Source organism: Paenibacillus sp. Soil766, assembly GCF_001428105.1.
Taxonomy (GTDB): domain Bacteria; phylum Bacillota; class Bacilli; order Paenibacillales; family NBRC-103111; genus Paenibacillus_E.
In genome coordinates this window covers 16,171-30,972 of sequence record NZ_LMSJ01000025.1, presented here as the reverse complement: position 1 = coordinate 30,972, position 14,802 = coordinate 16,171, and the positions used below count along the sequence as shown (strand labels likewise).

Genomic DNA, 14,802 nt, shown 5'->3' with positions numbered 1-14,802 from the left:
GAGAGGAAGAGAATTCTATGAAAAAACCTTTGAATATGAAAGGCACAAGTGCCTTATTACTATGCGCTGTTGTATTGGCAGCATGCAATGAAACGACAGATGTAGCTTCGACGACTACGGAGGCTGCACCAACTGTAACAACGACAGCAACGACGGCTTCAGCCGGTAAAGCAACGACGTCAGATGTCATCCAGAAGGTGGAGTATGCGGCGGATGATGCCTACACCGATTGGGCTTCTGCGAATCCGACGAAGATCTCGTTAACGGGTACAAGTGCAACGATCGAAGGTGAGGGAGCAGCCGCGAAGGACGGTAAGATTGCGATTACGAAGGCTGGAATCTATGTCGTGAGCGGTAAATTGACAGATGGTCAAATAACGGTCAACGTGAAGGATAAAGGCGTCGTTCGTCTAGTGTTAAATGGCGTGGAGATTTTGAACAGCACATCTTCTGCAATCTTTGTCGAGGAAGCGGGCAAGGCAATCATCTCTTTACAAGAAGGAACAGAGAACATCGTTTCTGATGGGACAAAGTATGTGTATCCAGATGCTGCGACAGATGAGCCGAATTCGGCGATCTTCAGCAAAGACGATCTAACGATTAATGGAACAGGGAAGCTAGTCGTGAAAGGGAACTACAACAAAGGGATTACCAGTAAGGATAAGCTGAAAATCACGGGAGGTACGCTGGATGTTAAAGCTGTTGATGATGGCGTGATGGGGCGCGACTTGGTCGCTGTCCAAGCAGGCACCTTAACCATTGATGCGGGTGGACACGGCATCAAAACCTCAAACGATAAAGAGGGTGAGGAAGGTTATATCAGCCTTGCTGGTGGATCCTTCACGATCAAATCCGGCGAGGATGCGGTGCACAGCAGCGGCGGCCTTGATGTGAGCGGTGGAGATCTTCACATCAACGCTGGCGATGATGGCATTCACGCCGAGGTATCTCTTGCTATCGCAGGTGGGACAATTGATATCACGCAAAGTAACGAAGGGATCGAATCGCCTGCGGTGCTGATCTCGGGTGGTACAACCAATGTCGTCTCTACGGACGACGGTGTGAACATCTCCAGCGGCGATGCTGAGTCCGCCGAGGGCGGCGGCGCTCCGGGAGCTGCAGCTAGCGGAGCAGGAGCAGGCGCAGGCCAAGCTGGCACAGGAGCAGGCACAGGAGCAGGAGCAGGTGGTCAAGCGGGGGCAGCTCCTGTTGGTGGGCTTGGTGGTGCACCCGGAGGCGCACCAGGCGCATCTGGCGCGAATTCGAGCAATATGCTGACGATTACCGGAGGCTTCCTATCCGTCGACTCCAAAGGCGACGGGTTGGACTCGAACGGCTCCATTACGATGAGCGGTGGTACGGTGGTGGTCAACGGACCGACCGAGAACAACAACGGCTCCCTTGATTATGACGGTACGTTCGTCATGACGGGCGGCTTCCTCGTTGCCGCGGGAAGCTCTGGCATGGCGCAGGCCACGTCTGATAAGTCGACGCAAGCCGGCGTCCTAATGACCTACACCAAGACCCAGCAAGCGGGTGCGCTGGTTCATCTCGAAGATAGCGCAGGTAACACAATTATCACCTTTGCGCCAGCGAAGAACTATCAGTCGGTGTTCGTTAGCTCACCGAACCTGAAGCAGGACGCTTCGTATACCCTTAGCTCGGGCGGGTCTTCAACAGGCACTGAAACGAAGGGGCTTTATGAAGGCGGCACGTACCAAGGCGGGACGAAGGTCGTCGACTTCAAGACAGCAACCTTGATCACGTGGTTGTCCGAAACGGGTGTAACCGAGGCTAGAAGCGGGATGATGGGTGGTCCTGGTGGTGGCAGACAAGGCGGAGGTGGAGGCGGTATGCCACCCCAAGGCGGTGGACAGCGCCCACAACGAGCAACACAATAAATTGAATGAATAGCAATTCTAGAGCGCTGTCCTCACGTAGATCATCTATGTGGGGACAGCTTATTGCATGTTTAGGTTCTTTCATGGGGGAGGGGGAGCTGCTATCGCAGGAGGTACGATCGATATCACGCAAAGCAATGAAGGAATCGAAGCGCCTTTACCCCGTAATGAGTAAGTCGAGAGGTGTGACATGTTGGTTGCTAGCGGAGTTGCGTGAGTAGAGTAGTGGCAGGGGTAGAAGTAGATGTAGATGTAGAAGTAGAAGTAGAAGTAGATGTAGAAGTAGAAGTAGGATTTCTGAGCCAGATTAATGGGTTGGAGGCTGGAAATTTCGTAAATCTACTGTGCTCCAGAGGCAAATAGATGGATTTTATGTAGTTAAATTTCAGGATTTTCCAACCAAACGCAGAATAGATGGAGAACCTACAGTTAATTTTGTACAGTTTATCCAATATGAACAAAACGGGCAGATTTAACCTCATATTTTACAGTTAAATCGAGTTTTCGAAGAAATATCTCGTAAATAGCTGTATATTTTCCAGTTAATACAAATATGTAAGGCACGCTTCCCTCGAAACCTGCACCCCCACCATCCCCGCACCATCATCCCCACTAGCACTATCCCACCTGCCCCATCACCACCCGCCCCAGCATCTTCCCACCATCACTATCACCACCCCCACCATCTCGGCCATCTCCACCATCCCGATCATCCGCACCCCCACCCATCACCACTGTCCGCGATCCCCTCCAATACAAATTTCGCCCTTACGTAAGGGAATTGAGATGCGCTAATAAACCAAAATCGGCCATTTTTTGCGAGGTGAGGAACTAGAGTGCGCTATGTGCGCAATTGTTGGTTTTTTTCGTGTTTTTCGAGTAAATAGGACACTCACGATCCCTTGGGTGTCGATTTTCCATATTTCACGGCCAAATAGTGTCCTCTCGTTCCCCTTCCTCTAGATGAGGCGTGCTCTTATGCCCTGCCCATAAAAAGTCATTGACAATTCGCGAAGATCGAAATATCCTTATAGTGCACTAGTTCAATAGTGCACTGGTTTGCGGTGTAGAGGAGGGTAGGACGGTGCAACTTAATTTTAATAGCCCGAAACCGATTTATTTGCAGATGGTCGATGAGGTAAAGAAGGCATTGGCTAGGGGCGAGCTATCGCCAGGTGATAAAATTCCGTCCCACAAGGAACGGGCACAAATATCACAAGTTAATCCCAATACGGTGATGAGAGCTTACCAAGAGATGGAGCGGGTGGGTTTGACGGAAACGTTACGAGGACAAGGTACTTTTATCAAGAATGATCCAGCAATGCTCCTTTCGATTCGTTCGGAAATGGCGCAAGCTGCCGTCCATCAATTTATTGAAGAAATGCGCGGTTTAGGCATTAAGCCAGACGAAATGGCGCATATGCTCCGCGAGACTTTACATATTGAACGCAAGGAGGGATAGACCGTGTCGAGCGAAGAGAATCCGTACATGATTGAGCTCAAAGGCATTCATAAGAAGTATTTGTTAAAGCAAGCCATAAGCGGGATTGATCTTCAGGTTAAGAGAGGCACGATTGTTGGCTTACTGGGACCAAACGGGAGTGGGAAATCAACCTTGCTCAAGATGATGGCCGGTCTGATCTATCCAACTTCGGGTACGATTCTCGTAGGCGGCAGGAAGCCGGATGTCCACAATAAGCAGCATGTCGCATACTTGCCTGAGATTGATAATCTGTATGGGTGGATGACGGTGAAGGAATCACTGCGATTTATATCGGGGTTCTACAAGGATTGGCAGGCAGATAGAGCGGCGGATATGCTTGTCAAAATGGAGCTGGATGAGAACCAGAAGGTTCGGAATCTGTCCAAAGGGATGCGGGCGCGATTGAAGCTGATTGCAGCTTTGTCTCGGAATGTGCCGCTGATCCTGCTGGACGAGCCGTTCTCTGGTATTGACCCATCGTCTAGAGCCAAAATCATCCGCTCCATTATTAGCGAGTTTCAATCGGATGAGCAGACGATTGTGCTTTCCACCCATTCGGTGAATGAATCTGAGCCGATGTTTGATGATGTTATTTTTCTACAGAATGGCCAGGTTACGATATTCGACTCCACCGAAAATTTACGCGAGGCGTACGGTTGCTCGTTAGAGAACATATGGGAGAAGGTGTACGGGTAGATGGCACTCTGGAACCTATTCAGGAAAGAAATAAAGAGTATTTTCCCTTTATTCGGTTTTTTTGCAGTGGCTGTTGTTGCGCTGCATTTGATTGTTTTGTACAAAAGCGCTGAACTCCAAATGGATGCGACGATGGTGCTGACACTCATTGTACCGTACTTATTCCTAGTTGCTTTAGCCATCGGAACCGGCTACTACCAACTCCATGTAGAGTGGAGAACGAACTCGATTTATCTCCTCCTTTCCTTGCCTATTCGAGGGTGGAAGGTGCTGGCAGCCAAGCTAGCGGCAGTGCTGTCTTTGCTGATTGCAACGTCCATAGGCATTGGAGCAAGCTTTACAATCCTGGTACTCCGTGTGATGTGGGAAGAAGTAAGCACAAGCGAGGATTGGTCGGAGCTAGGGCCCAGCCTGATTAGTCTAGTGCTCAACCTCTACTGGATCTGCCTTTTGGTGATGTTGTTCCTATTAATTGTTGTACAGTTCACATTCTTATGTGGACAGCTAGTTGCAAAGTTCAAGTGGCTTGTGATGCTCAGCGCTTTTTTCGGTATCATTTGGCTAATCCTTCGTATCAGTCCACTGTTGTCCGACCTACTGATCTGGACACCTGAGATTGTGATTGGAAATAAAGAGTCAGATATGGCTTTCTTGCATTCAGGACCCTTTATTGTGCTTGGTTTACTCTGTGTAGGATTAATTGCGCTGAATGGGTTTATTTTCGAGAAAGAAGTGGAGGTGTGAGGATGTTTTTCCGGCAAAAAAGAAGTATTCTTCTCATCTCCGTCGTGATGCTGTTCCTACTCTCGATACTCGACGTGTTTATCCGCAAGGAAGATGTTTTCCAAGTGTTTATTGAGCAATTCGTCAATGAAGAGAGAACAGATGCTTATATCGGCGAGAGGAGAGCTGTAACGGCAACCGCGCAGCTTCAATCGGAAATTAACAAGCCAGAGATTAAGGAAGTACTGCTATCAGGTCGTAGAGGCAAAATCTCCGTACAACGTTCAGAGACGTCAACGATTCGGTTACAGGCTACGGTGACAGTAACCGCAGCGAATACAGAAGGGGCTAATCGCAGACGAGACGCTGTTAAGGTAGAGCAAGAGCTCCAGAATGGGCAACTAACGTTTGTTACGACAGCAAATGGAAAGTCCATTGATCCTGACTATGTCTCCATTGATTATGTACTTGCTATCCCCGATGCGATGAAGTCGTCGATTCAGAATGAAGATGGCGCTGTGCGAATTAGCGGGATTAACGGGAATGTCACGGCTACTTCTACAAGTGGGCTGATGGAGATTGTTAATGTAAAGGGAGATCTCAAAGTGAAATCCTCCTATGGAAGTCTATATATGGCCGACATTAAAGGGAATGTTGATCTAGTTAACCGATCTAGTACAGCCAATCTTGATCATACGCTAGGTAATCTGGTCCTCGATCACCAATCAGGTCACACGGATTTAACTGATATTACAGGCGAAGTCACAGGAAATGCGAAATACGGATCTGTATTCTTTCGTGAATTGAAGGGCTCTGTATCTGTTGTAGGACATGGTTCCGATATGAAATTCGACCATATCCAGGGTGACATCCAAGTTGTGTCAGACAATGGCGGTAATACAACATTCATTTTGTCCAAGGATGAGGGGTATACGTTAGATGCTGAGATGAGTGCGGGACGTATTCAATCCTTGCTTCCTTTATCTATCCAAAAGGGTACCAACAATGAATATGAAACCAGCATGAAGGGTGTCTTGGGCAAAGGGTCAAAGAAAATAAATGCTAAGATGGCATCGGGCAATATAATTTTTCAAGCTAACTAAATCTAGAAGGAGGTCCCATGCATGAACAGTGAACCCATTGTAAGTCTGCGCGGAGTTACGAAACGAATTGGGCGAGCAACCATTATCGATAATTTAACGTTTGACGTGCCGCAAGGTGAGATCTTCGGATTCCTCGGGCCCAATGGCGCAGGGAAGACAACAACGATTCGTATGATGGTTGGCTTAATGTCTATTACACAGGGCGAAATTGTTATTAAAGGGAAGAACATTCAGCATGACTTCGAGCAAGCGATCCGCCATGTGGGGGCGATTGTTGAGAATCCCGAAATGTATAAGTATTTAAGCGGCTATCATAACCTTATTCATTATGCGCGCATGGTACCTGGGGTTACAAAGGAGCGAATTGACGAAGTGGTCAAGCTCGTGAGGCTGGAGACGCGGATTCATGACAAGGTGAAGAAGTATTCTCTGGGCATGCGTCAGCGATTGGGTGTTGCTCAGGCGCTGCTTCACAGGCCGTCACTGCTCATTCTGGACGAGCCGACGAATGGTCTAGATCCTGCTGGGATACGTGAGCTGCGTGATTACCTGCGTTATCTGACGCGATCCGAAGGGATCACAGTGATTGTGTCCAGTCATTTGCTGAGCGAGATGGAGCTGATGTGTGATCGTGTGGCCATTCTTCAGCAAGGCAAGCTAGTTGATGTGAAGAAGATTGAAGATTTCATGGCCGATTCGCAGGACGGGACGCAAACCTACTTGATCGAAGCTACACCTGCGGAACTGGTACACTCGGCCATTGTTCGGATGACAGGCGTGAAAGATGTGAAGATTGTTCCCCAAGGGGTAGAGGTTGTGACAGAGAGAGACAGTATTCCCGATATCTTGGCAGATCTGATGCGAAGAGATATCCGCATCTATGGTGTCCAAGTGCTGCGACAATCTCTAGAAGATCGGTTCTTGGAAATGACAGGGGGTGAACACGTTGGTTAATTTGTTTCTGAACGAAAATATGAAGCTCTACCGTCGGGTACGTACATGGATCATGGTTGCTATTATGATTGGCGCCGTTTTCTTAGGCAGTTTCATGGATTGGTATTATGATGACAAATCGGGAGAGGTCGATGCGTGGAGAGATCACGTAATTGAGCAGAAGCAAGAGCTCGCAGATGCGCTGAAAGAGCCGAAACGGAGTGCGGAGAGCAAAGCAAGCATTGAAAAACAGATTGCCAGGTACGACTACCATCTCGAGCATAATATTCACCCGGAAGGGGGGACCATGTGGAGCGGGATTAACGATTCAGCGCATATGATTATCCTAATCACCTTGTTCACTGTTATTGTGGCAGGGGACAGCTTGGCTGGTGAATTCACGACAGGGACCATCAAGTTACTCTTGATTCGACCAGCGAATCGAACGAAAATTCTAGTGTCCAAATATTTATCCATGATTGCCTTTGGTTTGTTCTTGTTAATTATTCTGTTCGTTGTGTCTATTCTAGTAAACGGGATTCTATATAAGTTCGGGCTGATTGATCTGCCCCTAGTGACCGTGGATGCGGCAGGCCAGGTTGTGGAGAAGAGCATGATTGCTAACCTGTGGAAAACATATCTACTTAATGGCGTGTCTACGATTATTTTCGTCACCATGGCCTTCATGATTTCTTCTGCCTTCCGTAGCAGTATCATGGCGATTGGCTTCTCCATCTTTGCTTTATTTGCGGGAGCGATCTTCATGGAACTCTTGCAGCCCTACGAATGGAGTAAATACTTGCTATTTGCGAATATTGATCTGTCCCAGTATTTGAGCGGTCGCCCGTATCAGACCGGGATGACGCTTCAATTCTCGATTATCGTGCTGAGCATATATTTCATTATTTTCAATGCAGTGGCATGGCTGGTATTTACGAAGAGAGATGTGGCGGCGTAAAAAGTGGATAATAGCTAGAATGAAGAGGCACCTGATGGGTGCCTCTTTACATTTTGTAATCAGCTTTCTATAAGTGTAGGACTAAGAAATGATGGCGGTGTCACAATCTTAATAATGGTCACGTATAACTGTTACAAGCTTCCCGATTAATTGTCCTTTGAAAGCCTCTGAAATAGATTGACCTGCTGGGTTTGAATAATGGTAATTTTTCATCTCTATATGATAAGAAAAACCTAGTGTGAGTAAGAAGTCATGAAGTTCGGGGGGGAATTGATCGAATCCTATTGTGTTCATATAATAGTCTGTAGCGCTGATTGTTACATCAATATCACCTTTTCCAGTAATGAGACTTATGATATCCGTAGGTTCTTGTAAAATCCATTGACCTTTCGAAAAGATGGATAACCTAGAGTTATCCAAAGTAGCGATTCCTGTTAGATTGACACCGAAAATCTCATTGACGAGACTTCTAATCTCCGCTCCTGTTATCGTAGGTCCATAGGATAACAGATATTTGTCCATAGCTTCTACCTTCGTCATAGACATGATTTCAGAATCGTGATCCGTAGAGGCTGGATCTATTCCAAGTGATTGCCTAACATGTTTCATGATTTCGAAGGGGTATGAGGCTACAATACTGCCTTCACCTTTAGCTGAAATGTCATCTAAACTAATGCGATAAACGATTTCGATAATTTCTCTAATCTTATGGCCTGTTAGAATTTCGCGATGGGAGGCCAAGTGGCTGTCCATGACCGCTATCTTCGACATCGTACTATCCTCTTTTCGTTGTTGGTGGCATTTCTAATGGATATACGTTCTCCGTTAAGTTTAATCTAAACTAAGCAATCTAGTAAGAATCGGCGGGATTTCTTGCGGATCAACCATTACCTCGATGACCGTAGCCGTATTGGACTGCAAAGCTAACTGAACCGCCCTCTTGACGTCTGTTTCATTTTCACAGCGAAACGCCGTTGCTCCCATAGATTGGGCGAATAAGCTAACATCCAGCGGTCGCTCAAAGATAGCGCCAACGGACCGTCCCGTGTTATACGACATCCCCTTTTCTACCATATCTAACCGACCGTTATTCAAAACAAAGAAAATAACCGGAATCCCATGGTTAACTGCTGTTGATATTTCTGTGCCGTGCATCATCATGCAGCCGTCGCCGGTCACACAGACGACAGGGCGTTCGGGCATGCCAATTTTCGCGCCGATCGAAAAGCCGATCGCTGCCCCCATGGTTATGAACATTTCAGCTAAAAAGAATGTTCCAGGCTCGATGATTTCAAAATTTTGTACGGCATGGAAAGAATGACTCCCTGCATCCCCGAAGATAACCGCCTCTTTCGGAAGCACAGACCGCAAACTTCTGAACGCTGCCCCCGCTGACAATGCGGATTCCATTGGAGCGGTCGTTGCTGCCACTTGTGCACGAGCTGCTAGTACTTCATGCTCTTTGAGGGATGCTCCGCTTTGCAAAATGAGTTGATTCAGGTTGTATTCGATATCGCCTAGGATGATTTGCGTCGGCGCTTGAATGGTTTTACCTGCGAACGTAAGGTCATACTCGAATTGCAATACCTTCTCTGGCTCCATATCAGCCGTAAATCCGGACAAAGACATGTCGCACAATTTGCTGCCAACGACGATCATCAAGTCAATGCCAGATTTCATATATTCTGTCGCATATTTGGAACCGCCGAGGCCATATCCGCCCAAGTATAAGGGATGGTTAGTGGAAAAAGCCCCTTTCCCACCAGTTGAAGTTACGACAGGAATCCCCCAATGTTCGGCAATAATCCGCACTTGGTTGTATGTTTCCGCCGCGACGGCGCCTTTGCCCAGAAAGAGGACAGGTTTCTTGGCCTCATTGATTAAGGATAGGGCTTTATCAATATCAGGGGATACAACTGGTGAAATGTGGTCCGGCAAAGGCAAATAGAAGGAATCCACTTCCTCCATCAGCACATCAAATGGGATACAAAGATGAACTGGACCTTTTTCACCTGTGTAGGCTTTTTCCAAGGCATGTTTAAGGTATAGGTGAAGAAGATCCCCTCGCTCGACGCGAGCACTAAATAGGGTTACTGGTTCAAACATTTTAACCAAATCTACCGAAAATTGGCTTGAATCCTGACTTAAAGCACGTCCAGTCTCTTGCATCGAAGGCTGGCCGGTGATAAACAATACAGGTAATTGGAACTCTCTGGCGTGCCCAGCGCCTGGAATCAGATTCGTTCCTCCAGGTCCGGAAGTGCCAATCGCGATCCCCATCGTTTTTTTCGCCAGTGCATAACCTGACGCTTCAAACCCGCAGCCGGCTTCGTGGCGACCTAACACATATTCTATTCCATAATTATCAAGTTCCAACATCAGCGGAGAAATGGACTTCCCAGGAATACCGAATACGTGAGAAATTCCCCAATTTTTAAAATGCTCGACTAATAGTGTATACACTCTCTTTTTCATCATATCACCTTTACAATTTAGTATCGATTTTCATTGTTTTCATTAACAACTGCTCAATTTGTTCTGCAGGTAAAGGTCGATGATAATAAAAACCTTGTACTTCATGGCAGTTCTGACTACGCAGAAAATCCAATTGTTCCTTAGTTTCTACACCTTCTGCGATCACATCAATTCCAAGGTTATGGGCCATAGCTATTATTGTAGCTACAATATCTGCGTCATTAGAATCCGTCATAATATCCCTGACAAAGGATTGATCAATCTTTAACCGATCAATTGAGAACAATTTTAAATAGTAGAGATTGCTGTAGCCTGTCCCAAAGTCGTCGATGCAAATTTGTATACCTAATTCCTTCAGTCTTCCGAGTACCTCAATCGCGACTTCAACATTCATAGTCATCGACTCCGTAATTTCGAGCTCTAGGTATTGGGGATCTATGTGGGTTTCGAGTAAAATCTCAGTAATGGTCTTTACCAAATTCTGCTTTGAAAATTGGCGAGAAGAAAGATTGACCGATACGCTCATAGGAGGGTATCCTTTTTCTTTCCATATTTGATTTTGAATGCAAGCGGTTCTAAGCACCCATTCCCCAAGGGGGACAATGAGTCCTGTTTCTTCGGCAATCGGGATGAACTTAGCTGGAGGGACCAAGCCGAGAGTCGGGTGATTCCAGCGAACGAGCGCCTCGGTACCAATAATTTTCCCTGTCAGCGTATCGATTTGGGGCTGGTAATATAACACGAATTCCTCTGAGCGCAACGCTTTGCGGATCGAATTCTCCAATGTAAGCCGTTCAATACCGCTGCTGTTCGGGCTAGGTTTGAAAATGTTATAGTTGTTCTTTCCGTCTTCTTTCATACGGTAAAGAGCAATGTCAGCGTTCTTCATCAGCATCTCGCCATTTATGCCATCTTGAGGATAGAAGGCAATACCGATACTAGCTGTTATATAGAACTCATAGCCTTCCACTGCAAATGGTTTCTCGAATGCTTTAATAATCACTTCCGCAACATGAATGGCTTCCGTATGATCCGTCATCTCTTGCATGAGGATCGTGAATTCGTCCCCACCCATTCTTGAAACCAATTGATTAGGAGCATGGCAGCAAGTTTTTAGACGCTCGGCAACTAGCTTCAATAGTGCGTCACCGTTGTTATGACCCAGCGTGTCATTAATCTTCTTGAAGCTGTCCAGATCGAGAAACATGACGGCAAAGATACTTTTTTCTTTTATCCCGTTTCTCAGTAATTCATCAATATGCCGGGTAAAAAATCTTCGATTCGGTAAACCAGTTAAATCGTCATGATAGGCCAAATAATTGATCTGCTTTTGCGTATGATAACGCTCCGTGATATCCCGAAACTGCGCAAATGCACCCATGATCTGCATATTCTCATCACGAATAGGGAAGGCGTCGAACAGGCAAACCAGCTCGTCTTGCCCCTTCTGAGGGGGAAGCATCAATTCCATATCTTCGTATTCTTTTCCCGTTTGAAGGACCTCTTTAATGAAATCATTTGTTTGGGCATCCGGAATAGGTTTATTAATGACATCCTGCTTTTTGGAACCAGTTATAATTTCAGCAAACTTGTTAAACTCGGTAATGATCCCATCCCGATCAGTAATAATAATGCCGTTTCTTGTTGTTTCGATGACCACCTGATTCAAAATATGCAATCGGTTATTTTGCTTTTTCAGCATTAGTTCTCTTTCGATCGAATCTACGACTGTGCATAGCATCGCCAATAAAAATGGATTATGCTGATCAATTGCTGTCATGATCGATATCGTCCCGAGCAAATTGTTGACATCTGTATATTTGAAGGGTACGGTATAGCAGGCAGAGGATCCTAAAAATTGGTAATAATGCTCGTCCCCAATAAGTTGAATCGGCTGACGATGTTCCAAAACTAAATTAACGCTGTTGGTTCCCGCTTCATGTTCGTTGAATACGAGACCAACCTTAATGCCCGATTGCTCAATCACACTCTTAATCGCTTCATCTCCGGCCATTTCCAGAATGCAGCCATTCTCATCAGTTATTAGGATTAGTACTGGTATCCCTTTCATGAGCTCTAACATTTTATGAACAAAAAAATTTATAACGGATAATATTTCTTCGTAATCGGCCCGTTTTAGATTCAAATCGCCTTCTGATAAAAAGTTAGAAAAGGTGGGAGTCCCCCGTGGATTAATACCTAGCTTTTCACATCTCTTTTTAGACACCGAGATTAAAGATACATTGCTCAAAGCAATCCCCCCTTCGCTACCATGAAATTGCAAAAAATTATATTTGAAAAATCTAGAGTAACCCCATTATTTATCGTTTTATTTTCATTATGTCTATTCATCTCGTTTTTTGTCAATTTATTTCTGTTTGATTTTAGGAAACAAAAGTAAAGAGGTGGAAGTTTTTTGCTTTGGAGTTATTTAATGAAGAAATAGGGTGATCTGTCATAAACGAAAGATTATAGCAACAAAGGCCATCTTCACAGATGACCTTTTTCGTCGTTCGATTTTGCTGGACAATTCACGTCTTCTTTACGCTGCTTTTTCTACATTAGGTTCTTCGGCTGGGGCAGTCTTTCTAATAAAGAAGGCCAACACCAGCGCGGCGAGCGTCATCCATGTTGCGATTTCGAAGGAGTAATTGATCCCATATACCGTGGCATGATGAGTAACGTCGGCCATAGCTGCCGCGTCTTTTGGATCGATTTTACCTGCTATAACCAGGTCTTTCGCGCGGGAAGTTGCTGTGTTCGACATAATGGTAACCAGAAGTGCTGTGCCGAGCGCCCCCGCGACATTCCGCAGTGTCTGAGACATGGCAGAACCATGCGCGTTCAGACGTCTTGGCAGTTGATTCAAGCCCGCTGTTTGAATGGGCATCATTAGCATGGACATCCCGAACATCCGCAAGGTGTAGACCAGCATGAGATGGGAATACGTAGAATCAACAGTAAGCTGACTGAATTCGTAAGTTGTAATTGTTGTAATCGTCAAACCGATGACCGCGAGCCAGCGTCCTCCGATTTTGTCAAAAATAATACCTGTCACAGGGGACATGATGCCCATCAGGATGGCACCAGGCAGAAGCAGTAGTCCAGAGTCTAACGGCGAGAATCCGCGGATATTTTGCAAGAAGATCGGCAGCAAGACCATTGCAGAAAACATCGCCATCGTAATGATGACATTAATGACAGTAGTCAAGGAGAACATGCTGTATTTGAACACGCGAAGCTCGAGTAGCGGTTTCTCTATTTTGAGCTCACGCCATACGAAGAGAAGCAAGGCTAACGCACCAATAATTAAGCAACTAACAACAGTGGCGCTGCCCCAACCATCGGATCCAGCATCACTAAAGCCGTACAGCAAACCACCGAAACCGAGGGTCGAGAAGATAACGCCAAGGATGTCAAATTTGGGTGTAGATGTTTTGATCACATTTTTCATGGACAAAGCGCCGAATACTAGAGCAAATAAGGATAATGGCAAAATGATATAGAACAGAACACGCCAAGAATGGTGCTCAACGACCCAACCAGACAATGTCGGTCCGATGGCAGGCGCACAGATCATGGCAAGACCCATAAGACCCATGGCTTTTCCGCGTTCTGCCACAGGGAAAATCGTTAGGAACACGATCGTCATCAGCGGCATAAGAATACCAGCGCCAATAGCTTGAACGAGACGCCCGGTTAAGAGAAGGCTAAAGCCTGGGGAAAAGGCACAAATAATGGTGCCAAGTGCGAAAAATCCAGATGCTGCTATGAATAACTTTCGCGTCGTAAAGCGAGAAATCAGATAGGCACTGATCGGGACAAGAACACCGTTCACAAGCATATAACCATTGATCAACCATTGAATGGTGTTTTCGTTAACATTCAAATCCTTCATCATGCTTGGCAATGCGACATTCAATAAGGTCTGAGCTAATAAGGCGACGAAAGCCGCGATCAGCAGGGATGCTACAATCGGACCTCTTCGTAGGGTATTCGTGACTGCATCACTCATAAGTAGAATCTCCTTCCAGTTGTGTGTGCAGGATGCGCACAATTTTTTGATGAATACGAAGCAAACTGTCGATCTCGTCATCGGACATTTGCAAGAGCGGGGACATGCGCTCCACTTGGTTTTCTCGCACACGTTGAAGCAACAGCTCGCCTTTGTCCAACAACTTAAGGATGACCGACCGGCGATCTGCGCTGGATTGTTCGCGGGATACCAGTTGATCTCTGACCATGCGATCGATAATACCGCTCGTCGTGCTTTTGCCCAATTGAATGCATTCGGCTAGCTCCGATAGTGTGATGCCAGGTTTCTCACTCAGCTTTCGAAGGACGAAGGATTGAATCGGTGTGATATTTAAATGCTGGTAAGCTTTACTCATTACCTGGTGAAAGGCTTGTTTGACCTCTCGTGCGGAGCGAATGATTTCGAGTGTACGCTGTTGCTGCTGATCGTCCATGTTAACTCATTCCCTTGGCTAAATTTCGCGTGCGAATAATTCGTATACGAACTATTATAGG

General features: G+C 46.2%; 13 protein-coding genes. 8 read left to right on the top strand and 5 right to left on the bottom strand.

The window, feature by feature from the left end:
* Positions 1–17 precede the first annotated feature (17 nt).
* From ASG89_RS20065 to ASG89_RS20035, 8 genes are all read left to right on the top strand, one after another.
* Entirely contained in the window at positions 18–1,901 is a 1,884-nt protein-coding gene (locus tag ASG89_RS20065; RefSeq protein WP_057312857.1) for a carbohydrate-binding domain-containing protein, read from the top strand.
* 213 nt (positions 1,902–2,114) lie between these two features.
* The gene (locus tag ASG89_RS36510) at positions 2,115–2,264 is read left to right on the top strand and encodes a hypothetical protein (RefSeq protein ID WP_157276733.1); all 150 of its coding nucleotides are present in this window, start codon (positions 2,115–2,117) and stop codon (positions 2,262–2,264) included.
* 721 nt (positions 2,265–2,985) lie between these two features.
* On the top strand, positions 2,986–3,363 hold the full coding sequence (locus ASG89_RS20060; RefSeq protein WP_063868034.1) for a GntR family transcriptional regulator: 378 nt from the start codon (positions 2,986–2,988) through the stop codon (positions 3,361–3,363).
* A 3-nt stretch (positions 3,364–3,366) separates the two neighbouring features.
* Entirely contained in the window at positions 3,367–4,080 is a 714-nt protein-coding gene (locus ASG89_RS20055; RefSeq protein WP_057312856.1) for an ABC transporter ATP-binding protein, read from the top strand.
* A complete protein-coding gene (locus ASG89_RS20050; protein ID WP_057312855.1) occupies positions 4,081–4,824 on the top strand; it encodes a hypothetical protein in 744 nt (247 codons plus the stop codon). It abuts the gene before it with no gap.
* A gap of 2 nt (positions 4,825–4,826) precedes the next feature.
* Positions 4,827–5,906, top strand: a complete 1,080-nt coding sequence (locus tag ASG89_RS20045; RefSeq protein ID WP_057312854.1) for a hypothetical protein — start codon at positions 4,827–4,829, stop codon at positions 5,904–5,906.
* 21 nt (positions 5,907–5,927) lie between these two features.
* Positions 5,928–6,860: an ABC transporter ATP-binding protein gene (locus ASG89_RS20040; protein WP_057312853.1), complete on the top strand. Its 933-nt coding sequence runs from the start codon at positions 5,928–5,930 to the stop codon at positions 6,858–6,860.
* Positions 6,853–7,797, top strand: a complete 945-nt coding sequence (locus tag ASG89_RS20035; RefSeq protein ID WP_057312852.1) for an ABC transporter permease — start codon at positions 6,853–6,855, stop codon at positions 7,795–7,797. Before ASG89_RS20040 ends, ASG89_RS20035 begins: the two co-directional genes overlap by 8 nt.
* Positions 7,798–7,905: 108 nt before the next feature.
* Here the strand turns inward: ASG89_RS20035 and ASG89_RS20030 are convergent, their stop codons facing one another.
* From ASG89_RS20030 to ASG89_RS20010, 5 genes are all read right to left on the bottom strand, one after another.
* On the bottom strand, positions 7,906–8,568 hold the full coding sequence (locus tag ASG89_RS20030; RefSeq protein ID WP_057312851.1) for a hypothetical protein: 663 nt from the start codon (positions 8,566–8,568) through the stop codon (positions 7,906–7,908).
* 60 nt (positions 8,569–8,628) lie between these two features.
* The gene (locus ASG89_RS20025; RefSeq protein WP_321166521.1) at positions 8,629–10,275 is read right to left on the bottom strand and encodes a thiamine pyrophosphate-binding protein; all 1,647 of its coding nucleotides are present in this window, start codon (positions 10,273–10,275) and stop codon (positions 8,629–8,631) included.
* Between the two features lie 7 nt (positions 10,276–10,282).
* Complete coding sequence (locus ASG89_RS20020) at positions 10,283–12,355, bottom strand: EAL domain-containing protein (protein ID WP_235549839.1); 2,073 nt, start codon at positions 12,353–12,355, stop codon at positions 10,283–10,285.
* A 459-nt stretch (positions 12,356–12,814) separates the two neighbouring features.
* Positions 12,815–14,287, bottom strand: coding sequence for a DHA2 family efflux MFS transporter permease subunit (locus ASG89_RS20015; RefSeq protein ID WP_057312848.1), 1,473 nt, complete (start codon positions 14,285–14,287; stop codon positions 12,815–12,817).
* Entirely contained in the window at positions 14,280–14,741 is a 462-nt protein-coding gene (locus ASG89_RS20010) for a MarR family winged helix-turn-helix transcriptional regulator (RefSeq protein ID WP_057312847.1), read from the bottom strand. Before ASG89_RS20010 ends, ASG89_RS20015 begins: the two co-directional genes overlap by 8 nt.
* Positions 14,742–14,802 lie beyond the last annotated feature (61 nt).